This is a genomic window from Leucobacter sp. HNU (genome assembly GCF_047946755.1).
In the GTDB taxonomy this organism is placed as follows: Bacteria; Actinomycetota; Actinomycetes; order Actinomycetales; family Microbacteriaceae; genus Leucobacter.
In genome coordinates, this window is sequence record NZ_CP178837.1 from 445,774 (window position 1) to 469,966 (window position 24,193).

Below are 24,193 nucleotides of genomic sequence, written 5' to 3' on the forward strand. Positions count from 1 at the left end.
GCGCGGCTATCCCGCCCGATCCACCGCGAACGCCAGGTGCGGCATCTCCACCCCTCGGTAGTGCTTCACGAACCGGCTGCGCACGGTCATGCCGAGCCGGATCGCGACGTTCATCGAGGCGAGGTTCGTGTCGCGCACCTGCGCGTAGACGCGCTCGGCACCGAGCTCGGCGAACGCGTGATCCCGGCACGCCGACGCGGCCTCCGTCGCGTAGCCGCAGTGCCAGAACTCGCGAGCGAAGAGGTATCCGACCTTGAGCACCTCGTCGCCGTCGATGCGCTGACGCGTGATGCCGCACTGGCCGATCACCGGGGCTCCGCCTCCCGCGCTGCCGGCGCTCGACCCGGGGGCGCGCAGCTCGACCGCCCAGAGGCCGAACCCATCGTGCCGATAGCGCTCGAGCTGCCGGTCCAGCCAGTCGCGCACCATCGCCTCGTCGAACGCGCCCTCGTACGCCGCCATCGCGGCGGGATCACGCAGGATCGCGCGCAGCGCGGGCAGGTCGGCCTCCGTCATCTCGCGCAGCCGGAGGCGTTCGGTCTCGAGGATCATCGCCCCAGTCTCCCACCCCGTCGAGCCGAGCGGGATCGGCAGTAGGGTGATGCCATGCGCGAGAGCACCGAGCGCGGTCGCCGGGGTCGCGCCGAGGAGGCCGGCTTCCCCGCGGCGTTCGCCGACGCCGACGTCGAACGGATCGGGATCCTCGCCGCGCGCTCGGTGAGCGTCGACCGCGAGCTGCGGAGAACCCTGGCGCCGCGCCTAGCTGCGACCCACGCGGTGCGGAGGCGGGAGATCGACGACCGGGCGGCGAGCGCACTCGCCGCCCGGCGCGGTGCGACGGCACTCGAACGCCCCGGGCCGTTCGGCCGGATCCTGTGGGGGAGCCTCTGCGTCGCGCTCGCGGTCGCGCTGATCGGACTCGCCTCCACGTTCGGGCCGATCAAGCAGCTCACCTCGACCAGAGCCGATATCGCGTGGCCGATCGCGGTCGTCGCCGGGATCGTCGCGCTTTCGGCGGCAGCTCTGCTGCATCTGTTGCCGCCACCGCGACGGGGGTATCCGATCTTCGTCGCCGAGGTCGGGACCTGGACCAGCTCGGGTCTGCTCGCGCTGGTGCTCCTGTACCGCGCGTCCGGGCTGCACTTGCGCGAGACGGCGTACTCCTCGGACCAGCTCCGGCTCTGGTACGCGTGCGCCGGCGGTGCCGTGCTGCTCGCGGCGTTGCTCACGATGCGGTGGCGGCGCGCCCGCGCCGGGCTCACGCCCGAGGAACAGCAGCGCGGCGAGCGGCGCCCGCAGCCGCCCGACGCGGCAGGGTACGTCGGGGCCCTGCGCACGATCGTCGATGCGCGGGGCGGGGTCCCGCAGACGGTGCGGGACGACTGGCGGGCGCGCCTCGACCGGGAAGCGCGTCGGGTCGCGGGTACCGGAACCGGAGTTGGTCCGGCGGGAGAAGAACCAGGCGGAATCCTCGCCGCGCTCACCGCCGTCGACGAACTCGACCCGGTCGAGGTGCTCGCCAGGATCTGCGCCGACGGCGGCACCGACATCGAGCGCGTGATGGCTGCGCTCCGCTGATCCCGCTGCTAGCCTGACCGGCATCATGAGCCTGAGCTACGAGACCGCGGAGGAGTGGGCCGAGGAACTGTCGCTGTCCGTCGACCCCGACCTCGAGACGCTCGAAGCCTACGCCCTGCAGCGGCACCCGGAGGTGGTCGCCGCGCTCGGCACGCAGGGCGCGGCGCTCGCCGAGCGGATCCGGCCCGGCGCGAGCGATCACCAGGGCACGCTCTCCTGCCTCGGCGGGCTGCTCCTCTTCGGCGCCATCGGCGTCGCGCCGATCCTCGGGGTCGCGATCTATGCCGAAGCGCCGGGCGTGCTGTTTCACAGTGTCCCGCCCATCGAGGCGGCGCACGCCGTCCCCGTCTCGAGCTGGTGCTTCGGGATCACGACGGCAGTGCTGCTCGTCGGAGCGATCGCCTGGCTCGCGCGCGGCGCGCGCTGGAACCCGATGCTGCTCGGCTACGCCGTGCTCTCCTTCGTCATGGCGGGCTTCGCGACGGTCGGCCTCGCCAACGTGGCGGCGCGCGACGAGTTCGCGGGGCTGACCGGCTGGCTCTGGCCGGTGCGGGCGGCGCTGCTCGTCGCAGCGGTCGTCGGCATCGCGGTGCTGCTGCGGGTGCGGCATCGGGCGCCGGGCGAGGAGGACGCGCACGGGGATCCGGATCCGGATCCGGGGCAGCCGCGGCCCGGAACGCCTGCCGGACCCGATGCGATCGCGCTCGCGGCGGCGTTGCCGCCGGAGGACCGGGAGCGCGCCCTCGCGGATCGGAACGCGGCGCTGGACGCGCTCGGACGCCGCGGATTCCTGACCGGGGGCACGGTCGAGCGCGCACGCGCGGTGCCCCTCGGCGGGCTCGGCGCGTTCCGATGGACCGGGAACCCCGGCGCCGGCACGGCGGCGAACGGATGAGCGCGGAACGCGACGCCGAACCGCTCGGCGCCGCCGCGATCGTCGCCTTTGTCCGAGCGCACCGGGACGGCACCGTCTCGACGCTCGGCCCCGACGGGGCGCCTCAGGCCGCGTATCTGCCGTTCGCGGCGACCGACGCGGGCGACCTCGTCTTCGACGCGCGCGTCGACTCGCGCAAGATCGCGAACCTCGTGCGCGACCCCCGCGTCGCGATCGTGGTCGGCGGTGCGGACGGCGCCTCGTTGCAAGCCGAGGGCACGGCGGTCGTGACGAGCGGGGCGGATCGCGCCGCAGCGGCGGCCGCGTACGCCCTCTCGTTCCCCGAGTTCGCCGATTCGCTCGCCCGGGACGATATCGCGGTCGTGCGGATCCGGCTCGACTGGGCGCGCCTCGGGGACTACCGGACCGATCCGCCCCGGATCGCCGAGACCCGAGGGATGCGAGCGGAGCCGCGGACCGGCTAGGCTGGCCGCAGCAACCGAATATCCGGCCCATTCGCCAGCGCGGGAGAGCCGCTCGAACACCCGTCGAGCGGCACCGAAGGAGCAAGCTTCCCCGCCAATCTCTCAGGTCCAGTACCGCGCAGGCGAGGCCACTCTGAAAAGCGGGACGCCGATGTCCCCGCCGACGGTGAAAGCGCGACGCCGCGCGAAGCTCTCAGGCCAATGACAGAGGGGGAGTTCTCGCCCGAGCACGGTGCTCGGGCGTCCGAATGGACCGGAGAACTCGTCGTGACCGAACGCCGTACCCCGCTCTTCCCCGCCCACGAATCCGCCGGAGCCGTCTTCACCGACTTCGGCGGCTGGCAGATGCCCGTCCGCTACACGAGCGACCTCGACGAGCATCACGCCGTGCGCCGCGCTGCCGGCCTGTTCGACATCTCGCACATGTCGGAGTTCCTCATCGAAGGGCCCGATGCCGGCGCGTTCCTCGACGGCGTGCTCGCGGGCCTCATCTCGACCATGCGCGTCGGCAAGGCGAAGTACTCGCTGCTCCTCAACGAACGCGGTGGGGTCGTCGACGACCTGATCGTGTATCGCACGGCCGAGCACACCTTCCTCATCATCGCCAACGCGGGCAACCGCGACGCCGTCGCCACGGCGCTCGAGGCCGCCGCCGGGGCGGGCACGGGCGAGCGCTCGGTCGAGGACGTCTCCGACACCTACGCGCTGATCGCCGTGCAGGGACCCGCGGCCCAGCGGATCCTCGAGGCGGTCGACACCCTGGTCCCCGACGCGCCGCTCTCCGAGCTCGGCTACTACGCGAGCCTCGGCGGCACCTTCGGAGTGCCGGGAGCGTTCGACGTCGCACCCGTGCTCATCGCGCGCACCGGCTACACGGGCGAGGACGGCTTCGAGATCCTGATACCCGCGATCGACGCGCTCGACCTCTGGTACACCGTGCTCGAAGCGGGTGAGCCCTTCGGGCTCGTCCAGGCGGGGCTCGCGGCGCGCGACACCCTGCGGCTCGAGGCCGGAATGCCGTTGCACGGGCACGAGCTCTCGCCCGAGATCCTGCCCGCGCAGGCGGGCCTCGGCCGCGTGGTCGCACTCGGCAAGCCCGACGACTTCGCGGGGCGCGCGGCCGTCGAGGCCTTCGACCCCGCTTCGGCGCGCGTGCTCGTCGGGCTCACCGCCGAGGGCCGCCGCGCCGCTCGCGCCGGCGCCGAGGTCTACGCCGACGGCGTCGATCCGAGCGCCGACGGGGCCGAGCCGATCGGGATCGTGACGAGCGGCGTGCTCTCTCCGACGCTCGGCCATCCGATCGCGATGGCCTTCGTCGATCCCGAATACTCCGAGGCCGGCACCGCGCTCGGCATCGACGTGCGGGGGCGCGTGCTCCCCGCCACCGTGACCCCCTCCCGTTCTACACCCGAAAGCAGGCCTGACATGAGCCTTCCCGCAGAGCTGAAGTACACCCGCGAGCACGAGTGGATCCGCCTCGACGGCGACATCGCCACCGTCGGCATCACCTCCCACGCGGCCGAGCAGCTGGGCGACGTCGTCTTCGTCGAGCTGCCCGCTGCCGGCACCCGCGTGAGCCGCGGATCCGTGATCGGCGAGATCGAGTCGACCAAGTCGGTGGGGGAGCTCTTCGCGCCCTTCGACGGCGAGGTCGTCGAGGCGAACGACGCGGTGGTCGACGCTCCCGAGCTCGTCAACCAGGATCCCTTCGGCGACGCCTGGCTCGTGCGGGTGCGCCCCGACGCGCTGCCCGAGGACCTGCTCGACGCCGAGGCGTACGCCGCCGAGATCGACGGCTGAGGCCCGCGGTGCCCGAACAGTTCTCATCGCGCCACATCGGCACCCGCGCGGCCGACCGGGAGCGCATGTTCGCGCAGCTCGGGGTCGAGGGGGTCGACGATCTGAACGCGCTCATGCGTGCGGCGATCCCCGAGACGATCCTGATCGACGCCGCGGCGGACGCCGGTGCGCCGAGCGCGATCCCCGCGGCGGCCACCGAAGCCGAGGCGCTCGCCGAACTGCGCGAGCTCGCTTCGCGCAACACCGTGCGCCGATCCATGATCGGCCTCGGCTACTTCGGCACGCGCACCCCGTCGGTGATCGCCCGCAACGTGCTCGAGAACCCGCGCTGGTACACGGCCTACACGCCGTACCAGCCCGAGATCTCGCAGGGCCGGCTCGAAGCGCTCATCAACTTCCAGACCATGGTCGCCGACCTGACCGGGCTCGCCACCGCGAACGCCTCCATGCTCGACGAGGGCACCGCGGTCGTCGAAGCCATGCTGCTCGCTCGTCGCGCCTCGCGGGCGTCGTCGCAGGTGTTCCTGCTCGACGCCGACGCGCTGCCGCAGACCCGGGCGCTCGTGCACCACCGGGCCGAACCGCTCGGCATCGAGGTGCTCGAGATCGACCTCGCCGAGGCGGACCCGGCGGCGCTGCCGGAAGCGTTCGGCGTCATGGCGCAGTACCCGGGTGCGTCGGGGCGGGTATGGGATCCCTCGCGGATCCTCGGCGCGGTGCGCGACGCGGGGGCCTCGGCGTGGTCGCTGCCGATCCGCTGGCGCTCGCACTGCTCACGAGCCCGGGCGAGCTCGGTGCGGACATCGCCGTGGGCACCACCCAGCGCTTCGGCGTGCCGCTCGGCTTCGGCGGCCCGCACGCCGGGTACCTCGCCGTTCGTTCGGGCCTCGAACGCCAGATGCCGGGTCGACTCGTCGGCGTGAGCGTCGATGCCGAGGGGGCCCCGGCCTACCGGCTGAGCCTGCAGACGCGCGAGCAGCACATCCGGCGGGAGAAGGCGACCTCGAACATCTGCACGGCCCAGGTGCTGCTCGCGGTCATGGCGTCGATGTACGCCGTGTACCACGGGCCCGAGGGGATCCGCCGGATCGCGACCGAGGTGGCAGGGAAGGCGCGGGCCCTCGCAGGCCTGCTCGCCGAGCGCGGCTTCGAGACCGTGCACGAGCACTTCTTCGACACGGTCCGGGTGCGGGTCTCCGGCGACGGGGATCCCGCGGCCGAGGTCGTGGCGCGCGCGCACGAGTCGGGGATCCTGCTCTGGCGCGTGGACGCGCAGACGGTGCAGGTCGCGGTCGACGAGACCACGACCGGCGAGGACCTGGTCGAGGTCGTCGGCGCGTTCGTCGGCGGCCCGGTCTCGGCCGCCTTCGCCGAAGAGCCCGGTGATGCCTTGCCCGAGCCGCTGCGTCGCTCGAGCGAGTACCTCACCCACGCGGTGTTCCACGCGCACCGATCCGAGACCTCGATGATGCGGTACCTGGCCGAACTCGCCGACCGCGACTACGCGCTCGACCGCGGCATGATCCCGCTCGGATCCTGCACCATGAAGCTCAATGCGGCGACCGAGATGGCCGCCGTGAGCTGGTCGGAGTTCCAGGAGCTGCACCCGTTCGCGCCCGCCGAGGACGTCGCGGGAACGCTCGAACTCGTGCGGCAGCTCGAGTCGTGGCTCGCCGAGGCGACCGGCTACGACACCGTCTCGCTGCAGCCCAACGCGGGTAGCCAGGGGAGCTCGCGGGCCTGCTCGCGATCCGCGGCTACCATCGTGCGAACGGCGACACCGAGCGCGACGTCTGCCTGATCCCGTCGAGCGCGCACGGCACGAACGCCGCCTCGGCGGTGCTCGCCGGCATGCGCGTCGTGGTCGTCGCGTGCGACGAGCACGGCGACGTCGACCTCGACGACCTGCGCGCGAAGATCGACGCGCATGCCGAGCGTCTCGCGGCCCTCATGATCACCTACCCGTCGACGCACGGCGTCTACGAGCGGGCGGTCACCGAGATCTGCGACGCCGTGCACGCGGCCGGCGGCCAGGTCTACATCGACGGGGCCAACCTCAACGCGCTCGTGGGAGCGGCCCGCTTCGGCGAGTTCGGCGGCGACGTGTCGCATCTCAACCTGCACAAGACGTTCTGCATCCCGCACGGCGGCGGCGGTCCCGGTGTCGGCCCCGTGGCAGCGAAGGCGCACCTCGCGCCGTTCCTGCCGGGGCACCCGCTCGCGCAGTCGAGCGAGCACGCCCGGCTCGGCGATCCCGAGGGCGGCATCGCCCACGGGGGCGGGCCCGTCTCGGCCGCCCCCTACGGCAGCGCCGGGATCCTGCCGATCTCGTGGGCGTACGTGCGCATGATGGGGGCCGACGGCCTCGCCGAGGCCACCGCCTCGGCCGTGCTCGCCGCGAACTACGTGGCGTCCCGCCTGCGCGAGCACTACCCGGTGCTGTACTCGGGCCCCGACGGGCTCGTCGCGCACGAGTGCATCCTCGATCTGCGGCCGCTGAAGGACGAGACCGGGGTGACCGTCGACGACGTCGCGAAGCGCCTCATCGACTACGGCTTCCACGCCCCGACCATGTCGTTCCCCGTCGCGGGCACGCTCATGGTGGAACCGACTGAGAGCGAGGACCTCGCCGAGCTCGACCGGTTCGTCGAGGCGATGATCGCGATCCGCGCCGAAGCCGACGCGGTCGGACGAGGGGAGTGGCCTGCCGAGGACAACCCGCTGCGCGGGGCCCCGCACACGGCACGCTCCGTGATCGTCGACACCTGGGAGCACCCCTACGGGCGCGAGCTCGCCGCATACCCCGTGCCCGGCATCGTGCGCCGCAAGTACTGGCCGCCCGTGCGCCGCATCGACAACGCGCACGGCGACCGCAATCTCGTGTGCGCGTGCCCGCCGCCCGAAGCGTTCGACGAGGCGTTCGAAGCGGGGAACGCTGCGGGGGAGTGAGCCCGGCGGTGGGTTCGGGGGTGAGCTCGGGGGCGAGCTCGGCGGACGATGAGGCGGGCTCGCGCGGTGGACTGCCGCGCGGGCTCGCCGCCGACCCGTTCCAATACCGGGTGACGAAGTCCGGGGAAGTGCGGGTGACGCGCGGTGGCCGTGTGGTGTCGGTCATCGGCGGCGCCGCGGGGGAGCGCCTCGCGTCCTCGCTGGGGGCGGATCCCGTTCGGGACCAGCTGCTGCTCGCGAAGGCGACGGGCAACTACCGGCGCGGCAACGAGCGGGGCTGAGCGGTGCTGAGCGGTGCTTGCGCTCGCCGCCCTCGGCCTGTGCGGTCCTGCCGCATGCGCTCGCACCCTGTGACGCTGCAGCATTTCGCTCGTTTCGCTCGAGATTGCAGTTGTCCACGGAATCCTCCGTGATTCCATGGACAACTGCAATTTCGACTAGAGCGGAGGCGGCGCAAGGACCAGCGAGACGAGCGCGATTTGGCCTGCACATGACGCATCTGTGCAATTCCTGCTGACGGGTGGCCTGGCAGTTGTGGAAACCCGGCATGGCAGCGGAATCTCCCCGAGACTCCTGGGTATGCCCAGAACACCGAGAGAGCTCCCCGCGGATTTGAGAGACGCACCGATCCGATCCACCCGATCTGGAGGCGGGGGTCTGAGCCGCGGCGTGATCTCGCATTCCCGATTCAGCCGCCCCTTTCGAGGCGTCGCACGGGCACCCCGCCATCGACCCCCTCCGTCGAATCGACGGGAGTTCCCGGCCCCGTTCTTGGCAGCATCTGCGCTCCGCGACGCCGCGAACTTCGTCCCTCTTCTGAGAGACGGAGAGCGCTTCAGCCATACCTTTGCGCTGCTGCTGCATGGAATTCCGATTCGGTGCAGTCCCACCCCTCACCTGTCGGTTCCGGCGCCATGCGCACCGGTGCGTCGCGCGGGCGTCGTCGGACATCGGCTGAGTGCTTCCCTCGTGTCCGAGTGGGAGTCGCTGCGCCCTGCCTGCGGACGCGCGGACGTCGAGGCCCGGCTTCGAGCTCCTCTGGCGGAGCAGCGCGTTGCACCGTTCGTCGCCCTCGTTCAGGCCGCACCGCTGCTTCCGTTTCCCGAACTCGTCGTCGCGATCGACGCGCTTGCGGTTCCGCGCGGGCGCCCCGGTGAAGAACGGGCCATGGTGTCGCTCTCCCCTTGCGAGACCGTCTTCGCCTGCTCCGGGACCGCGGCATCGTTCGACTCCGCGCGGCGGCCGAGGTCGCGCGCGAGGGCGCGGAGTCGCGATATGAGAGCCTCGTGCGGTTCGAGCTGGCCAGAATGGGGCTCGACGACCTCGATCTGCAGGTCGACGTCTGCGACGACGAGGGGTACTGGATCGGGCGGTTCGACCTTGTGGACCGGGCCCGGAAGCTCATCATCGAATACGACGGCGAGCAGCATCGAACGGATCGCGCCCAGTACCTGAAAGACCTCCGTCGACTCGAACGGGCGCGAGAGGCCGGCTATCGGATCCTGCGTCTGCACAAGGAGGACTTTCGGCCGGAGCGGTTGGTCGCGACACGGCGGCGACTGTGCGAGTTCCTCGGTCGCGCTCCGGTGCCGATCGCCCCGCACCTGGCGAGGTTCTTCGTGGAGTGTTGATGGGAGCGCGGGAGCGAGAGCCGCATCGAGCCGAAACCCTGAAGGGAACGGCGTCGAGAGCCGACTCCAGAACCGAGCCGGGTGCGGACCGTGGCCAAGCCAGGCCAAGCCGAGCTGAGCCAGGCCAAGCCAAACGTGGCCGACCCGACCCGAACCGAGCCGGCCCCGGTCAGGTGCTGGCCGGGGCCGGCGGGAGGCCGCTCGACGGAGCCCCGGCTCTGACCCCGCCCGGCCCATGGGCTACGCTGCGAGCGCTCGATCCGAGATCGACTCCCGCGCTTCGATGCGGCCGTCGACCACCGTCACGAGCTCATCGAGGGCGGCCGAGTGCACCAGATCGTGTGTGACCAGCAGCGTCGCCGTGCCGCGCTCGTGGGCGAGTCGGGCGATGAGCGCCATGATCTCGGCGCCCCGCTCCTGGTCGAGCGCACTGGTCGGCTCATCGATCAGCAGCACATCAGGATCGTGCACCAGTCCCCGGGCGATTGCGACGCGCTGCCGCTGCCCGCCGGACAGCTGGCTGGGGCGTTTGTCTGCGTGATCGGAGAGCCCGACCGCATCGAGCAGTTCGTCCGTCCGGGCGCGGATCGCGGTCCGGCGGGCGGAACGGGCGGCGCGGCTGCCGCCCAGCTCGGCCATGGCGAACAGCTGCTCGCGGGCGGTGAGGGACGGGATCAGGTTCGACTGCTGGAACACGATCCCGATGCGTTCGCGGCGCAACGCGGTCGCCTCCTTCGCCGAGAGCGCAGCCGCGTCGATGGCTTCCGCACCGTCGCCGATCAGCACGCGCCCGGAATCGGGGCGGATCAGCGTCGCGGCGACCGCGAGCAGGCTGGATTTGCCGGAGCCGGACGGTCCCGTGATCCCGACCACGGAACCCGAGCGGGCAGTGAGCGAAACGCGATCGACCGCCGTGATCCGGCTGTCGCCGTCCGGGAAGGTGAGGGTGATGTTGTCGAGCTGGATCATCGGTGGCTCCCGAGTGCGGTGAGGGGGTCTGCTGAGGTCACGGAACGGAGTGCGAACGCGGCGCCGGCGAGACCGAGCGCCGCCATGATCACGGCGGGGAGCGCCGTGGTGAGCGGGCTGAGCAGGAAGGGCAGGGCGCCTCCGGCCAGCGTGCCGAGCCCGACGACGAGAGCGAGACCGACGCCGATGCCGAGCACGAGCACCACGAGCGCCTGGCCGAGCGCGTCGCGCACGAGCGAACCGGTGGTCGCACCGAGCGCCTTCAGCACCGCGATGTCACCGGCCCGCTGCATGGTCCAGACGGTGAAGAACGCGCCGACCACGAGCGCCGAGATGCCGAAGAGCATGGCGATCATGAGGCCGAGCGATCCGATCTCCGACTTGAACGTCTCGAGCGCGCCGAGGCTGGTGAGCGTCGGCTGGGCGACGGTCTTCGTCGACGACGCCACCGCGTCCCAGTCGGGGGATCCCGACACGGCGAGCACGGTGACCGCGTCGCCGCCGGACCCGCCCATGCGCTCGGAGGCGGTCTGCCATGAGGCCGGGGTCATCGCGACGACCGGCGTGTGGCTGTACCAGGCTTCTCTGCCGACCTTCGACACGCGGTACACGGACCCGGCGACCGAGATCCGGTCGCCGACCGAAGCCCCGAGATCCTTCGCCGCGCCTGCCGACAGGCCGACCTCGTCGTCCTTCGCGGGCGCGAGTCGGGTGAGGTCGGTGCGTTCGCCGCTCCCGGACTGCGCGGGGAAGCCGAACAGCGCGACTCCGACCGGGGACCCGCTCGACGTCGCCGAGGAGCCGGCCGAGCCGGATGCGCCCGCGGAACCGGCCGAGCCGGCCGGGCCGGCCGGGCCGGCCGGGCCGGCCGAGCCGACAGATTCGCTGCCGCTGCCCGTCCCGCCGAGCTGCGCCCGGCCCTGCGCGATTCCGACCGGCAGCACCGACGAGACACCGGGGGCGTCGCGCCAGTCCTGCACGGCCTTCGCATCGATCTCCGAGGTGCCGAACGACGGCGACCCCGAGGCGGGATCCTGCAGCACCAGTCGATCTCCGGGCAGCCCCAGCACCGCAGAGACGTTCTGCGAGGCGAGGCCGCCGGTGAGACCGGCGAGGAACCCGACGAGGAGGGTGATGAGGGCGACGACGGCCCCGATGAGCAGGAACCGTCCGCGGGCGAACCGCAGGTCTCTCCAGGCGACGAACACGAGTTGCTTCCTTCCGGCCGCGCGATGCGAGCGGCACCATTCCAGGCTCCTCGCGTCGAGGGCCGGCGTCATCGCCGCTTCGGTCGGTCTTGCCGCGTCGAAAGGCGGGGTCCCGTTCCAACTTTCGGAGGATGCGCAGCCGCTGCGCCCCGCCTACGCTGGAGGTCCATGGCCCACGCGACTCTCACCCCCGTGTTCGTCGGGCTCCGCGTCGGCCTGCACGTGCTGCTCGTGGGGCTCGCCGCGTTCGCCGTCGTGCCCGGCTTCGTCACCGAGCGCGCGAGCGCGCCCTGGGCGCTGCTCATCGCGGTCCTCTTCGTCGCCGTCTACGCGGGGGCGTGCTGCTCCCCAGAAGACGGGTGCCCGCGACGCTCTGGGTGGCCGCCCTCACCCTGCTGTGGGCGGTGCTCGTCTGGCTCGCGCCCGAGGGGGCCTACCTCGTGTTCCCGCTCTTCTTCCTCTACCTGCACGTGCTGCCCGGCGCGGGCGGGATCGTCGCCGTCATCGCGTCGACCGCGATCGCGATCCTCGCGCTCGGCCTGCACCTCGGGTTCAGCATCGGCGGGGTCATCGGCCCGCTCGTGGGCGCGGGAGCCGCGATCCTCATCGGACTCGGATACCGTGCGCTCGCCCGCGAAGCCGCCGAACGGCAAGAACTGGTCGACGAACTGCTGCGCACCCGCGAACGGCTCGCGGCGACGGAGCGCGAGCAGGGCGCGCTCGCGGAACGATCCCGCCTCGCACGCGAGATCCACGACACCGTCGCGCAGGGCCTGTCGAGCATCCAGATGCTGCTGCACGCCGCCGAACGCGACGATCCCGACGGCGCGGGCGCCCGGTACGTGCGGCTGGCCCGCGACACGGCGGCCGACAGCCTCGCCGAGACCCGTCGATTCATCCGCGAACTCGCACCGCCCTCCCTCGACGACGGCTTCGCCGCGGCGCTCCGGCGCCTCGCCGAGGATCAGAGCCGCCGCTCGGGCCTTGCGATCGCGGTCGAGACGCCCGACGAACTGCACCTGCCGATGAGCACGCAGACCGCGCTGCTGCGGATCGCTCAGGGCGCGGTATCGAACGTCGTGCGGCACGCGGCTGCGGGTCACGCGAAGATCGTGGTCGAGGCGTTCGACGGCCGGGTCTCGCTCACCGTGCAGGACGACGGCGTCGGCTTCGACCCGGAGCACGTCGCCACCGGCAGCGGGTCCGGCGACAGCTTCGGCCTGCGCGCCATCGCCGAGCGCGCCCGGCAGCTCGGCGGCACCCTCGCCGTGGAGTCCGCGCCCGGTCGCGGCACCCGTCTCTCCGTCACCCTCGAAGGGAACGACACGTGATCCGCATCGTGCTCGCCGACGACCACCCCGTGGTACGCGCCGGCATTCGGGCCCTGCTCGAGGGCGACCCCGAACTCGAGATCGTGGGTGAGGCCGCGACGCCCGACGAAGCGGTCGCGCTCGCCGCCGCCGAACGCCCCGACGTCGTCCTCATGGACCTCCAGTTCGGGCAGGACCAGACGGGCGCCGACGCGACCCGCAGGATCCGCGCCCTCGCCGGCGCGCCGGCGGTGCTGGTGCTCACCAACTACGACACCGACGGCGACATCCTCGGCGCGGTCGAGGCCGGTGCCAGCGGCTACCTGCTCAAGGACGCTCCGCCCGCCGAACTGATCGCCGCGGTCCGCGCGGCCGCGGCGGGGGAGAGCGCGCTCGCGCCGGCCATCGCCGGACGGCTGCTGGCCCGGATCCGCACCCCGCAGGCGAGCCTCAGCGCCCGCGAGACCGAGGTGCTCCGCCTCGTCGCCGACGGCGAGAGCAACAGCGCGATCGCGGCCAGGCTGCACATCTCCGATGCCACCGTGAAATCGCACCTGGTGCACATCTTCTCGAAGCTCGGCGTCTCCTCGCGCACGGCCGCCGTCGCGACCGCGCGCGACCTCGGCGTGCTGCGGTAGCCGGCGCTCGTCGGCGCGCACGGATCGCGCCGATATCGCGCCTGCCGCGCGGTGCGGAAGGCCGCACGCGCACCTGACGCGAGGCCCGGGAATGCGAGGCCCGGGAACGCGAGGCCCGGGAATGCGAGGCCCGGGAACGCGAGGCCTGGAACGCGAGCAGGGCCCCGGCCGAAGCCGGGGCCCTGCTCGCGGACGAACCTCGGGTCAGAACTGGTTCATCGTGTTGTCCTTGCCGCCGGCCTTGAGGGCCGCGTCACCGGCGAAGTACTCCTTGTGGTTGTCGCCGATGTCGCTGCCGGCCATGTTCTGGTGCTTGACGGTGGCGATGCCCTGGCGGATCTCCTGGCGCTGCACGTCGCGGACGTAGGTCAGCATGCCCTCGTCGCCGAAGTAGCCCTTCGCGAGGTTGTCGGTCGACAGCGCCGCCGTGTGGTACGTCGGCAGGGTGATGAGGTGGTGGAAGATGCCGGCGCGGGCCGAGCCGTCGCGCTGGAACGTGCGGATCTTCTCGTCGGCGATGCGGGCGAGCTCGGTCTCGTCGTACTCGACGCTCATCAGCTTGTCGCGGTCGTAGGCCGAGACGTCGGCGCCCTCCTCGACGAGCTGGTCGAAGGCCTGCTGGCGGAAGTTGAGGGTCCAGTTGAACGACGGGCTGTTGTTGTAGACCAGCTTCGCGTTCGGGACGACCTCGCGGATGCGATCCACCATGCCGGCGATCTGCTCGACGTGCGGCTTCTCGGTCTCGATCCAGAGCAGGTCGGCGCCGTTCTGCAGCGAGGTGATGCAGTCGAGCACGACGCGATCCTCGCCGGTGCCCTTGCGGAACTGGTAGAGGTTCGAGGCGAGGCGCTTCGGGCGGAGCAGCTTGCCGTCGCGCTTGATCACGACGTCGCCGTTGCCGAGCTCCGCCTCGGAGATCTCCTCGACGTCGAGGAACGAGTTGTACTGGTCTCCCAGATCGCCGGGGGTGTTCGTGACGGCGAGCTTCTGGGTGAGGCCGGCGCCGAGCGAGTCGGTGCGGGCGACGATGATGCCGTTGTCGATGCCGAGCTCGAGGAAGGCGTAGCGGACCGCGTTGATCTTCGCGATGAAGTCCTCGTGCGGCACGGTGACCTTGCCGTCCTGGTGGCCGCACTGCTTCTCGTCCGAGACCTGGTTCTCGATCTGGATCGCGCAGGCGCCCGCCTCGATCATCTTCTTGGCGAGCAGGTAGGTGGCCTCGGGGTTGCCGAAGCCGGCGTCGATGTCGGCGATGATCGGCACGACGTGGGTCTCGTAGGTGTCGATCTGCGACTGGAGGAACTCGACCGCGGTCTCGTCGCCGGCGGCGCGTGCGTCGTCGAGCTGGGTGAAGAGCAGGTCGAGCTCGCGGGCGTCGGCCTGGCGGAGGAAGGTGTAGAGCTCCTCGATGAGCGCGGGCACGGCGGTCTTCTCGTGCATCGACTGGTCGGGCAGGGGCCCGAACTCGGAGCGGAGGGCGGCGACCATCCAGCCCGAGAGGTACAGGTAGCGCTTGTTGGTCGTCTTCAGGTGCTTCTTGATCGAGATCAGCTTCTGCTGGCCGACGAAGCCGTGCCAGACGCCGAGCGACTGGGTGTAGACCGAGGAATCCTCGTCGTACTCGGCCATGTCGCGGCGCATGATGTCGGCGGTGTACTGAGCGATCTCGAGGCCGGTCCGGAAGCGGTTCTGGGCCCGCATGCGAGCGACGTGCTCGGGGTTGATCGCATCCCAGCCGGAACCGTTCTGGTCTTTCAGGCCCTGTGCGGCTTCGATGTCGTTCTGGAACGCGGTCATGATGACTCCTTGACGGTGGATCTTCGGTGATTGATTCCACAATGACCGAGCCGGAGCGGCCGAATCGGCCATTTCGGGGGTGAAGATTCGGCGTATTTCTGCTCGACGGAAAATATCCGGGTTGCGAAGTGGCCCAAGAGCGGATTCCGGCCGCACTAGGATCGCGGCATGAGCGGACTCTCGGATCGGGCGCAGCTGCGACTGCGGTGGGGGATCGCGGTCCTCCTGGGGATCGTCGCGGGCGCGAGCGCGGGCCCGGCGCTCGGCCTCGCCGCGGGGCTGCTCGCGGGCTGGGGCGCGCTCGCCTGCGTGAGCACCGTCTGGGCGCTGCTGCAGGTGTGGCCCATGGACGCCGAGGCGACGCGAGCGCACGCGACGGCGGAGGATCCGGGCCGGCGCATCGCGCGCCTCATCGCCATCGCGGGCAGCGTCGTGAGCCTGGCCGCCGTCGTGATCGTGATGATCCAGGCGCGGCACGCGAGCGGGGCCGAGACGTACTGGCTCGCGGGTATCGCCGTGGTCAGCATCGTGGCGTCGTGGGCGCTGATCCAGGTCAACTACCTGCTGCACTTCGCCCGCAGCTACTACGAGGATCGCGGCGACGGCGAGATCAAGCGGGGCATCGACTTCAACCAGCAGGAGCCACCGGAATACACCGACTTCGCCTACTTCTCCATCGGACTCGGCATGACCTACCAGGTCGCCGACACGAACGTGACGCGCAACGAGATCCGTCGCATCGTGATCGCGCAGACGACGCTCGCCTATCTCTTCGGCGCGGGGATCCTCGCGACCGTCATCAACCTGGTGTCGGGCCTCGGCTGACCCGGGGCGCCCCGGCTCGGCGCGGCCGCGCGACACGCCCCGGGCGGCGGCGGGCGTCGCCGTGTGAGGATGGAGGCGAACCGGATCGACGGCAGCGAGGGAGCACCGGAATGCACGACACCCAGCAGTGGATCACCGACGGCGGCATCGAGACCGCGCTTGTCGATCGTCTGGGGCAGGACCTGCCCGAGTTCGCCGCGTTCGTCCTGCTCGACAGCGCCGAAGGGCGTCGGGCGCTGCGCGAGTACTACGCGCCGTTCATCGAGCTCGCGGACGCGTCGGATCTGCCGATCGTGCTCGACACCCCGACCTGGCGGGCCAACCCCGACTGGGGCGAGCTGCTCGGTGCCGACGATGCGCGGCTCGAGCGGATCAACGAGGACGCGGCGGCGTTCGTGCGCGAGGTCGCCGACGAGATCGCGCCCGACGCGGAGGTGGTCGTGAACGGGTGCGTCGGTCCGCGTTCCGACGAATTCGAGGCCGAGCGGCGCATGACGGCCGAAGAGGCCCAGCGGTACCACGCGCCCCAGGTCGCCGCGCTCGCGGCGGCCGGTGCGGATCGGATCACCGCGGTGACGGTGCTCGACGCGGCCGAGGGGATCGGGGTGGCCCGAGCGGCGATGGCGCTCCGCGTACCCGCGTTCGTGTCGTTCACGGTCGGAGGAGACGGGCGCCTGGCCGACGGCTCTTCGCTCTCCGAGGCCATCGCCGAGGCCGATGCGGCGACCGGGGGCGGTATCGAGGGGTACCTCGTCAATTGCGCGCACCCCTCGGAGGTGGCCGAGGGCCTGCGCGACGGTTCCGCCGCGCTGAGCCGGATCGCCGGATTCCGGTTGAATGCCGCGCGCGAGGGCGACGACGGACCAGGCGACGAGCCGACGGCGTTCGCCGCCGGCGTGCTGGCGCTGCGGGCTCTCGCCCCGAACGCACGGGTCTTCGGCGGCTGCTGCGGTACCGATGCACCGCACCTCGACGCACTCGCAGGACTCCTGCGGGGCACTCCCGCTTCGAGTCGCTAGGCTGTCCGGGTGACTGATCCGCTGATTCCCGAGCTTGTCGAGACCGAGGTCGAGGTACCGGAGCGCAATCCGCACCTGGTGCCGTGGATCACGGTCGGCGCGATCGCCGTCGTCGCGATCGTCGTCTCGATCCTCCTGGTGACCTTCGGTCGGGCCGAGAGCATCGCCCCCACCGCAGCTCCGAAGCCGTCGACGTCCCAGACCTCCTCGCCGTCGCCGTCCACGACGCCGAGCGAGACGCCGACGCCGACCGAGACGCCCAAGACCGATGACGTGCCGGTCGTCACCATGGGGCCGTCGCAGAAGCTCGCGATCGAGCCCTGGGGCGTGCAGGCGCAGCTGTCGAACAAGTTCGGCAGTTCGCAGTACGCCATCGACGCGCAGCAGAATCTCGTGCTGACGTCGCCGCTCATCGAGAAGCTGCCCGAGTCCTGCGCGGCCATGCGCAAGCAGTTCGGCATCACGAAGGGCACCGACGGCAAGTACGTGGTGCTGCGGCCCGGCGAGAAGTGCGCCGAGGCGCCCGAACTGTACGACGAGATCTGGGGTCAGCTGGCCGAGACCGTCAAGACGATCAAGCCGCTCTGAGCGTGGCCCCCGCGGCCGAGCGGCGCTACTTCGTGGCCGCGAACAGCGCGGGCCAGAGCGCGACGGCCAGCGGGTACCCGACGAAGCTCACGATGTCGAGGATCCAGTGCGCCACGACGAGGGGGAGCGCCCGGCCCCACCGCTGATAGCACCAGCCGAAGACGAGGCCCATCACGACGTTCCCGATGAAGCCGCCGAAGCCCTGGTACAGGTGGTAGGTCCCGCGCAGCAGCGCGCTCGACACGACCGTGGCGACGGGGCCGACGCCGAGGCGCTTGAGCCGCTCGAAGAGGTACGCGACCACGATCAGCTCCTCGGTCAGCGCCGCCTTGAGCGCCTGCAGGACGAGGACGGGGACGGCCCACCACACGGCATCCAGTGCGGTCGGGATCACGGTCGCGTTGATCCCGATGGCCTTGGCGACGACGTAGAACGCGAGCCCCGGGATCCCGATCGCCGCGGCGAGCAGGACTCCGCCGCCCGCCTCGCGCCCCCACCAGGGGCCGCGGAGCGAGCTCGAACCGCGGACGGGAGCGCCGAGCCCGAGCGCGCCCAGGTGTGGAGCCCGCTCGCGCCAGAGCAGGAATGCGACGAGCGCGACCGGCGCCAGGCCGAAGCCGAATGAGAGCAGCTGGTAGATCAGGTCGAACAGGGGTCGCTCGTCGAGGGGTGAGTTGATGGTCGCGGTCTGCGAGGACAGCGCGGTCTCGCGGCTCAGCCGCTCGACGATCGCGACGATCGCGTAGACCGCCGAGGCTCCGAGCGAGAGCGCGAGCACGATGGCGATCTCCCAGCGGAGCCGGGCTGGGGAGCGCTGCGAGTCGAGGGACCCCGGAGCGCGTTCGGAGAGTTCCACGCGCCCAGCGTAGTGGCGGGGAAGCTCGGCGAATCCGTGGCGACTGTTCGATGTCCACAAAACCGTCTGCGCATTCTGGCGGAGCTATTGTGGCTTCCCCGGCTTTCGTCACGATTGGGTCGCGATTCGCGCGCGTTGGCCGTTTGTCCAGACGCCTTCCGATTAGGCTCTGGTCGGTTGAACTCCGCGGAGTGCGATGGGGCGTTCTCGACGTCCGGGGCACCTCCGCGGAACCTGAACAAGGAGGAATATCTTGAAGCGAACTCGGATCGGCCTCGGGCTCATCGCCCTCGCCGCAGCGGGCTCACTTGCACTCGCGGGCTGCTCGTCGTCGAGCACCGGCGGAGACAAGGGATCGACGCCCAAGGGCGACGCGTCGGCCATCATCACCGCGAACGGATCGGAGCCGGAGAGCGGCCTGATCCCCAGCGACACCAACGAGGTGGGCGGCGGAAAGATCCTCGACGCGATCTTCGCCGGCCTGGTGTACTACGACGCGAAGGGCAAGCCCCAGAACGACGTGGCGGAGTCCATCGACACCAAGGACTCGAAGGTCTTCACCATCAAGCTGAAGGCCGATCAGAAGTTCACGAACGGCGACCCGGTCGACGCCGACTCGTTCGTCAACGCGTGGAACGACGCCGCGAAGCTGTCGAACGCGCGCAAGAACTCGAGCTGGTTCTCCAACATCGAGGGCTTCGACGACAAGAAGGACGCGAAGCTCTCGGGCCTGAAGGTCGTCGACCCGACCACCTTCGAGGTCACGCTGAAGGCGGCGCAGTCCGACTTCCCGCTGCAGCTCGGCTACTCGTCGTTCTACCCGCTGCCCAAGTCGGCGTTCGACGCCAAGGGCAACGTGACCAAGGAGTTCGGCCAGAACCCGATCGGCAACGGCCCCTACAAGGTCGCGGCCAACGGCTGGGTGCACAAGCAGAAGATCGACCTCGTCAAGAACGACGAGTACAAGGGCGATCGCGCACCGAAGAACGGTGGCGTGACCATCAAGTTCTACGACTCGCAGGACGCGGCCTACGCCGATCTCCAGGGCGGTCACCTCGACGTGCTCGACGCGATCCCGGACTCGGGTCTCGCGACCTTCCAGACCGACCTGGGCGACCGCGCGGTCAACCAGCCGGCCGCGATCTTCCAGTCGTTCACGATCCCGTCCCGCCTGCCGCACTTCAGCGGCAAGGAGGGCGAGCTGCGCCGCGCCGCCATCTCGATGTCGATCAACCGCGACCAGATCACCGACAAGATCTTCTACAAGACCCGCACCACCGCGACCGACTGGTCGTCGCCGGTCATCGACGGATACAGCAAGAACCTCAAGGGCGGCGACGTCCTGAAGTACGATCCGAAGAAGGCCAAGGAGCTGTGGGCCGAGGCCGACAAGATCTCCAAGTGGTCGGGCAAGTTCCAGATCGGCTACAACGCCGACGGCGGCCACCAGGGCTGGGTCGATGCCGTGACCAACGACATCAAGAACTCGCTGGGCATCGACGCCTCGGGCGCTCCGAACCCGCTGTTCGGTGACTTCCGCCAGTCGATCACCGACCGCAAGATCCAGACCGCGTTCCGCTCGGGCTGGCAGGGCGACTACCCGGGTCTCTACAACTTCCTGGCTCCGCTGTACAAGACCGGCGCATCCTCGAACGACGGCGACTACTCGAACCCCGAGTTCGACAAGCTGCTCGAAGAGGGTCTGGCCGAGAAGGACGTGAAGGCCGCGAACGACAAGTTCCACCAGGCGCAGGAGGTCCTGAACAAGGACCTGCCCGCGATCCCGCTGTGGTACTCGAACGTCTCGGGTGGCTACGGTACCGGCGTCGAGAACGTCACCTTCGGGTGGAACTCGGTCCCGCTGTACTACGAGATCACCAAGACGGCCGCGAAGTAACGCCGCCTGATGAGGCCCCGGGCGCACCCGCCCGGGGCCTCACCCCGTCACGCCGCACCCGGCAGACCAGACGGGCCACAAGCCCGGCGCAGCGCAGACATCGACGTCTGGAATTCGTTTTGCGCCCCGACTGCGAGAGAATACGCAACATGTCTACTCAGTTCGATCGGGGGAGGGGATCAGTTACATGCTGAGATACGTCCTCTTCCGGATCCTGCAAACGATCCCGGTGCTCCTCGGCACCACCTTCCTGATCTACTTCATGGTCTTCGCCATGCCCGGCGATCCGGTACTCGCGCTGTTCGGCGACAAGACGCCGAGCCCCGAAGTGCTCGCGCAGATCAAGCACCAGTACCACTTGGATCAGCCCTTCATCGTCCAGTACCTCCTGTACATCGGCGGCATCTTCCGCGGCGACCTCGGCATGACCTTCTCGGGCCAGCAGGTCAGCGAGGTGCTCGCGACCACCTTCCCGGTGACCATCCGCCTCGCCCTCATGGCGATCGTGATCGAGCTCGTGCTCGCCATCTCGATCGGCCTCATCTCGGGCCTGCGCAAGGGCAAGTTCTTCGACAACATCAGCCTCATCATCGGCCTGATCATGATGAGCGTGCCGATCTTCGTGATCGCGTTCGTCGGCCAGTACTTCCTCGGCATCAAGTGGCCCATCTTCCGCACGACCGTCGGACCGGGTGCTCCGTTCCAGGACCTGATCCTGCCGGCGCTCGTGCTCGGCATCTCGCTCTACGCGACGAGCATGCGCCTCACGCGCGCCTCGGTCATCGACACGCTGAACCAGGACTTCGTGCGCACCGCGTATGCCAAGGGCCTGAGCCGCGGCCGCGTCATCCCAGTGCACGTGCTGCGCAACTCGCTCATCCCGACGCTGACCAACACCGCCACCAACTTCGGCGTGCTCATGGTCGGCGCGACGATCACGGAGGGCATCTTCAACGTGCCCGGCGTGGGCAACACGCTGTTCCGCGCGATCAAGCTGGGCGAGAACACCACCGTGGTCTCGTTCGTCACGGTGATGGTGCTCATCTACCTCTTCGTCAACCTCTTCGTTGACCTGCTCTACGCCGTGCTCGACCCGAGGATCCGTTATGCCTGAGTCCACGACCCCCAAGCTCGAACACTACGTAGCCCCGGTCGACGAGACCCCGGTCGCCGCGGTCGACGCGCCCCAGCTCGACGAGCGCCGCTCCGGCCTCTGGATCGACGCCTGGCGCGACATCCGCAAGCGCCCGATGTTCTACATCTCGGCCGCGCTCCTGCTCGTCGTGCTCGCCGCGGCGTTCTTCCCGCAGTGGTTCACCTCGGTGGACCCGACCAAGTGCGACCTCGCCCTGAGCCTCAACGGCCCCAGCTCGGGTCACCCCTTCGGGTACAACCGTCAGGGCTGCGATATCTACTCGCGCGTGATCCACGGCACCTCGACCTCCCTGTCGGTGGGCCTCATCTCGACGCTGCTCGTCTTCGTGCTCGGCACGATCATGGGCGCGATCGCCGGCTTCTTCGGCGGCTGGGTCGACGCGGTGCTCTCGCGCATCGGCGACATCTTCTTCTCGATCCCCTACATCCTCGCGGCGGTCATCGTCATGGGCATGTTCAAGGAGTTCCGCAACATCTGGACCATCTCGCTCGCCATCGGCCTGTTCGCCTGGGCGTCGAGCGCGCGCGTGCTGCGCGCCGAGGTGCTGCGCGTGAAGCCGTCCGACTACGTCACCGCGTCGAAGGCGCAGGGGCTCGGACCGTGGAAGACCCTGTGGCGCCACGTCCTGCCGAACTCGATGGCCCCGATGATCGTCGTCTCGACGCTCTCGCTCGCGGCGTCGATCGTGGCGGAGGCCTCGCTGTCCTTCCTGGGTGTCGGACTCGGCTCCGACGTCATGTCGTGGGGCAATGACATCTCGCAGGCGCAGGCCGACCTGCGTACCGCACCGATGAACCTCATCTACCCGTCCATCGCGCTGTCGGTCACGGTGCTCGCCTTCATCCTGCTCGGCGAGCTCCTGCGCGACGCGCTCGACCCGAAGGCGAGGGCGCAGCGATGAGCGAGCAGCAGCCGATCCTCAGCGTGCGCGACCTCAAGGTCGCGTTCGGTACGAAGAAGAAGCAGAACGAGGTCCTGCACGGCGTCGGGTTCGACGTCTACGCGGGCGAGACCGTCGCGATCGTCGGCGAGTCGGGCTCCGGCAAGTCGACCACCATGCACGCGGTCATCAACCTGCTGCCCGGCACCGGCAAGGTGACCGGCGGCTCGGTCCAGTGGAACGGGCGCGAGCTCGTCGGCATCGGGCGCAAGGAGATGGAGTCGATCCGCGGTCGCGAGATCGGCCTCGTGCCGCAGGATCCGATGTCGAACCTGAACCCGGTGTGGTCCGTCGGCTTCCAGGTCGAGGAGGCGATCCGTGCGAACGGCCTCGCCTCGGGCAAGAAGGCCGTGCACGCGCGCGCCGTCGAGGTGCTCGAGCAGGCCGGCCTGCAGAACGCCGAGCAGCGCATGAAGCAGTACCCGCACCAGTTCTCGGGCGGCATGAAGCAGCGCGCGCTGATCGGGATCGGCCTCGCCGCGAACCCCGAGCTGCTGATCGCGGACGAGCCCACCTCGGCGCTCGACGTGACCGTGCAGCGCGTGGTGCTGAACCACCTCGAGACGCTCACGAAGGAGCTCGGCACCGCCGTGGTCTTCATCACGCACGACCTCGGCCTCGCGGCCGAGCGCGCGGAGAAGCTCATCGTGATGTACAAGGGCAACATCGTCGAGTCGGGCCCGAGCCGCGAGATCCTGCAGAACCCGCAGCACCCCTACACCCGTCGACTGGTCTCCGCCGCCCCGAGCCTCGCCTCGCGTCGCATCGGCGCGGACGCGAGCCTGCCCGCGGCCCCCACCTCGACGTTCGACGTCGCGGCGCTGGCCGAGAGCACGGAGCGCAAGATCGGCGAGCCGCTGATCGAGGTCGAGGGCCTGCGCAAGGTCTACAAGCTGCGCAAGGGCAACTTCGGTTCCGAGGACTTCGTCGCGGTCGACAACGCGAACTTCACGATCAACCGGGGCGAGACCCTCGCGCTGGTGGGCGAGTCCGGTTCGGGCAAGTCGACGATCGCGAAGATGGTGCTCCAGCTCGAGGACCCGACCGCGGGAACGATCAAGATCGAGGGCCGCGACACGTCGAAGCTGAGCGGCCGCGAGCTGTTCAACCTGCGGCGCACCCTGCAGCCCGTGTTCCAGGATCCGTACGGCTCGCTCGACCCGCTGTACAACATCGGCAACACGATCATGGAGCCGCTGAAGATCCACGACGTGGGGGACGCGGCGAGCCGCAAGGCCCGCATGTACGAGCTGCTCGATCAGGTCTCGCTGCCGCGCGAGGTCGCGACCCGCTACCCGAACGAGCTCTCGGGCGGTCAGCGGCAGCGCGTCGCCGTCGCCCGCGGCCTGGCGCTCAAGCCCGACATCCTCGTGCTCGACGAGGCTGTGTCGGCGCTCGACGTGCTGGTGCAGGCGCAGATCCTCGATCTGCTCGCCGAGCTGCAGCGCGACCTCGGTCTGACCTACCTCTTCATCACGCACGATCTCGCGGTCGTGCGCCTGATCGCGGACCGCGTGTGCGTGATGCAGCAGGGCAAGATCGTGGAGCAGGCGACCACCGACGAGGTGTTCGAGAACCCGCAGCAGGACTACACCAAGAACCTGCTCGCGGCGATCCCGGGCGCGAACATCGAGCTGGGCGTGGCGTAGTCCGCCGCGCACCGGCGTCGCAGC

At 70.3% G+C, this 24,193-nt stretch carries 20 protein-coding genes, 2 pseudogenes and 1 riboswitch; of the genes and pseudogenes, 17 read left to right on the forward strand and 5 right to left on the reverse strand.

Annotation, left to right across the window (positions count from 1 at the left end; all coding sequences use genetic code 11):
* Nucleotides 1-6: 6 nt before the first annotated feature.
* Nucleotides 7-552 carry a GNAT family N-acetyltransferase gene (locus tag AB3K78_RS02180; RefSeq protein WP_416445782.1) on the reverse strand — a complete coding sequence of 182 codons (546 nt, stop codon included), beginning with the start codon at nucleotides 550-552 and terminating at the stop codon, nucleotides 7-9.
* Between the two features lie 54 nt (nucleotides 553-606).
* On the opposite strand from AB3K78_RS02180, the gene AB3K78_RS02185 reads away from it, so the two are divergent.
* The 8 genes and pseudogenes from AB3K78_RS02185 (at nucleotide 607) to AB3K78_RS02220 (ending at nucleotide 9,317) form a co-directional block, all read left to right on the forward strand.
* Nucleotides 607-1,578: a hypothetical protein gene (locus tag AB3K78_RS02185; RefSeq protein ID WP_416445784.1), complete on the forward strand. Its 972-nt coding sequence runs from the start codon at nucleotides 607-609 to the stop codon at nucleotides 1,576-1,578.
* Nucleotides 1,579-1,603: 25 nt separating this feature from the next.
* On the forward strand, nucleotides 1,604-2,473 hold the full coding sequence (locus AB3K78_RS02190; protein ID WP_416445786.1) for a hypothetical protein: 870 nt from the start codon (nucleotides 1,604-1,606) through the stop codon (nucleotides 2,471-2,473).
* Nucleotides 2,470-2,937, forward strand: a complete 468-nt coding sequence (locus AB3K78_RS02195) for a pyridoxamine 5'-phosphate oxidase family protein (protein ID WP_416445788.1) — start codon at nucleotides 2,470-2,472, stop codon at nucleotides 2,935-2,937. Before AB3K78_RS02190 ends, AB3K78_RS02195 begins: the two co-directional genes overlap by 4 nt.
* Before the next feature lie 30 nt (nucleotides 2,938-2,967).
* Nucleotides 2,968-3,064: riboswitch (glycine riboswitch) on the forward strand.
* 74 nt (nucleotides 3,065-3,138) lie between these two features.
* Nucleotides 3,139-4,361: pseudogene (gene gcvT / locus AB3K78_RS02200) on the forward strand (glycine cleavage system aminomethyltransferase GcvT).
* A 1-nt stretch (nucleotide 4,362) separates the two neighbouring features.
* Nucleotides 4,363-4,737, forward strand: a complete 375-nt coding sequence (gene gcvH, locus AB3K78_RS02205; protein WP_416445790.1) for a glycine cleavage system protein GcvH — start codon at nucleotides 4,363-4,365, stop codon at nucleotides 4,735-4,737.
* A 65-nt stretch (nucleotides 4,738-4,802) separates the two neighbouring features.
* A pseudogene (gcvP, locus tag AB3K78_RS02210) lies at nucleotides 4,803-7,686 on the forward strand (aminomethyl-transferring glycine dehydrogenase).
* On the forward strand, nucleotides 7,683-7,967 hold the full coding sequence (locus AB3K78_RS02215; RefSeq protein ID WP_416445792.1) for a hypothetical protein: 285 nt from the start codon (nucleotides 7,683-7,685) through the stop codon (nucleotides 7,965-7,967). Before gcvP ends, AB3K78_RS02215 begins: the two are co-directional and overlap by 4 nt.
* Before the next feature lie 1,005 nt (nucleotides 7,968-8,972).
* Nucleotides 8,973-9,317, forward strand: a complete 345-nt coding sequence (locus tag AB3K78_RS02220; RefSeq protein ID WP_416445794.1) for a DUF559 domain-containing protein — start codon at nucleotides 8,973-8,975, stop codon at nucleotides 9,315-9,317.
* A gap of 240 nt (nucleotides 9,318-9,557) precedes the next feature.
* Here AB3K78_RS02220 and AB3K78_RS02225 read toward each other — a convergent pair whose 3' ends face one another.
* Nucleotides 9,558-10,286, reverse strand: coding sequence for an ABC transporter ATP-binding protein (locus AB3K78_RS02225; protein WP_416445796.1), 729 nt, complete (start codon nucleotides 10,284-10,286; stop codon nucleotides 9,558-9,560).
* Nucleotides 10,283-11,494 carry an ABC transporter permease gene (locus AB3K78_RS02230; protein WP_416445798.1) on the reverse strand — a complete coding sequence of 404 codons (1,212 nt, stop codon included), beginning with the start codon at nucleotides 11,492-11,494 and terminating at the stop codon, nucleotides 10,283-10,285. The genes AB3K78_RS02225 and AB3K78_RS02230 overlap by 4 nt, the downstream gene beginning before the upstream one ends.
* A 338-nt stretch (nucleotides 11,495-11,832) precedes the next feature.
* On the opposite strand from AB3K78_RS02230, the gene AB3K78_RS02235 reads away from it, so the two are divergent.
* Together AB3K78_RS02235 and AB3K78_RS02240 are read left to right on the forward strand one after the other, a co-directional pair.
* Complete coding sequence (locus AB3K78_RS02235) at nucleotides 11,833-12,825, forward strand: sensor histidine kinase (RefSeq protein ID WP_416445800.1); 993 nt, start codon at nucleotides 11,833-11,835, stop codon at nucleotides 12,823-12,825.
* Entirely contained in the window at nucleotides 12,822-13,442 is a 621-nt protein-coding gene (locus AB3K78_RS02240; protein WP_416445802.1) for a response regulator, read from the forward strand. Before AB3K78_RS02235 ends, AB3K78_RS02240 begins: the two co-directional genes overlap by 4 nt.
* Nucleotides 13,443-13,646: 204 nt before the next feature.
* Here AB3K78_RS02240 and AB3K78_RS02245 read toward each other — a convergent pair whose 3' ends face one another.
* Nucleotides 13,647-15,239, reverse strand: coding sequence for an isocitrate lyase (locus tag AB3K78_RS02245; RefSeq protein WP_416445804.1), 1,593 nt, complete (start codon nucleotides 15,237-15,239; stop codon nucleotides 13,647-13,649).
* A 168-nt stretch (nucleotides 15,240-15,407) separates the two neighbouring features.
* Here AB3K78_RS02245 and AB3K78_RS02250 point away from each other — a divergent pair, with 168 nt between their 5' ends.
* The 3 genes from AB3K78_RS02250 (at nucleotide 15,408) to AB3K78_RS02260 (ending at nucleotide 17,671) form a co-directional block, all read left to right on the forward strand.
* Complete coding sequence (locus AB3K78_RS02250) at nucleotides 15,408-16,064, forward strand: DUF1345 domain-containing protein (RefSeq protein ID WP_416445806.1); 657 nt, start codon at nucleotides 15,408-15,410, stop codon at nucleotides 16,062-16,064.
* Nucleotides 16,065-16,174: 110 nt separating this feature from the next.
* The gene (locus AB3K78_RS02255; RefSeq protein ID WP_416445808.1) at nucleotides 16,175-17,083 is read left to right on the forward strand and encodes a homocysteine S-methyltransferase family protein; all 909 of its coding nucleotides are present in this window, start codon (nucleotides 16,175-16,177) and stop codon (nucleotides 17,081-17,083) included.
* 9 nt (nucleotides 17,084-17,092) lie between these two features.
* Complete coding sequence (locus tag AB3K78_RS02260) at nucleotides 17,093-17,671, forward strand: hypothetical protein (RefSeq protein ID WP_416445810.1); 579 nt, start codon at nucleotides 17,093-17,095, stop codon at nucleotides 17,669-17,671.
* A gap of 25 nt (nucleotides 17,672-17,696) precedes the next feature.
* Here the strand turns inward: AB3K78_RS02260 and AB3K78_RS02265 are convergent, their stop codons facing one another.
* Nucleotides 17,697-18,527 (reverse strand): CPBP family intramembrane glutamic endopeptidase, encoded by an 831-nt coding sequence (locus tag AB3K78_RS02265; RefSeq protein ID WP_416445812.1) that lies wholly within the window; start codon nucleotides 18,525-18,527, stop codon nucleotides 17,697-17,699.
* 253 nt (nucleotides 18,528-18,780) lie between these two features.
* Here AB3K78_RS02265 and AB3K78_RS02270 point away from each other — a divergent pair, with 253 nt between their 5' ends.
* The 4 genes from AB3K78_RS02270 (at nucleotide 18,781) to AB3K78_RS02285 (ending at nucleotide 24,169) form a co-directional block, all read left to right on the forward strand.
* Nucleotides 18,781-20,424 carry a peptide ABC transporter substrate-binding protein gene (locus tag AB3K78_RS02270; protein WP_416445814.1) on the forward strand — a complete coding sequence of 548 codons (1,644 nt, stop codon included), beginning with the start codon at nucleotides 18,781-18,783 and terminating at the stop codon, nucleotides 20,422-20,424.
* A gap of 187 nt (nucleotides 20,425-20,611) precedes the next feature.
* Nucleotides 20,612-21,538: an ABC transporter permease gene (locus AB3K78_RS02275; RefSeq protein WP_099723604.1), complete on the forward strand. Its 927-nt coding sequence runs from the start codon at nucleotides 20,612-20,614 to the stop codon at nucleotides 21,536-21,538.
* Nucleotides 21,531-22,481: an ABC transporter permease gene (locus AB3K78_RS02280; RefSeq protein WP_416445817.1), complete on the forward strand. Its 951-nt coding sequence runs from the start codon at nucleotides 21,531-21,533 to the stop codon at nucleotides 22,479-22,481. The genes AB3K78_RS02275 and AB3K78_RS02280 overlap by 8 nt, the downstream gene beginning before the upstream one ends.
* Nucleotides 22,478-24,169 carry a dipeptide ABC transporter ATP-binding protein gene (locus AB3K78_RS02285; RefSeq protein WP_416445819.1) on the forward strand — a complete coding sequence of 564 codons (1,692 nt, stop codon included), beginning with the start codon at nucleotides 22,478-22,480 and terminating at the stop codon, nucleotides 24,167-24,169. The genes AB3K78_RS02280 and AB3K78_RS02285 overlap by 4 nt, the downstream gene beginning before the upstream one ends.
* Nucleotides 24,170-24,193 lie beyond the last annotated feature (24 nt).

What these genes read in the sequence shown, in the direction of transcription:
- AB3K78_RS02255 (WP_416445808.1), top strand. Translation starts at nt 16,175, where the DNA reads ATGCACGACACCCAGCAGTGGATCACCGACGGCGGCATCGAGACCGCG.
- AB3K78_RS02250 (WP_416445806.1), top strand. Translation starts at nt 15,408, where the DNA reads ATGAGCGGACTCTCGGATCGGGCGCAGCTGCGACTGCGGTGGGGGATC.
- AB3K78_RS02195 (WP_416445788.1), top strand. Translation starts at nt 2,470, where the DNA reads ATGAGCGCGGAACGCGACGCCGAACCGCTCGGCGCCGCCGCGATCGTC.
- AB3K78_RS02245 (WP_416445804.1), bottom strand. Translation starts at nt 15,239, where the DNA reads ATGACCGCGTTCCAGAACGACATCGAAGCCGCACAGGGCCTGAAAGAC.
- AB3K78_RS02275 (WP_099723604.1), top strand. Translation starts at nt 20,612, where the DNA reads ATGCTGAGATACGTCCTCTTCCGGATCCTGCAAACGATCCCGGTGCTC.
- AB3K78_RS02180 (WP_416445782.1), bottom strand. Translation starts at nt 552, where the DNA reads ATGATCCTCGAGACCGAACGCCTCCGGCTGCGCGAGATGACGGAGGCC.
- AB3K78_RS02285 (WP_416445819.1), top strand. Translation starts at nt 22,478, where the DNA reads ATGAGCGAGCAGCAGCCGATCCTCAGCGTGCGCGACCTCAAGGTCGCG.
- AB3K78_RS02280 (WP_416445817.1), top strand. Translation starts at nt 21,531, where the DNA reads ATGCCTGAGTCCACGACCCCCAAGCTCGAACACTACGTAGCCCCGGTC.
- AB3K78_RS02190 (WP_416445786.1), top strand. Translation starts at nt 1,604, where the DNA reads ATGAGCCTGAGCTACGAGACCGCGGAGGAGTGGGCCGAGGAACTGTCG.
- gcvH (WP_416445790.1), top strand. Translation starts at nt 4,363, where the DNA reads ATGAGCCTTCCCGCAGAGCTGAAGTACACCCGCGAGCACGAGTGGATC.
- AB3K78_RS02185 (WP_416445784.1), top strand. Translation starts at nt 607, where the DNA reads ATGCGCGAGAGCACCGAGCGCGGTCGCCGGGGTCGCGCCGAGGAGGCC.
- AB3K78_RS02225 (WP_416445796.1), bottom strand. Translation starts at nt 10,286, where the DNA reads ATGATCCAGCTCGACAACATCACCCTCACCTTCCCGGACGGCGACAGC.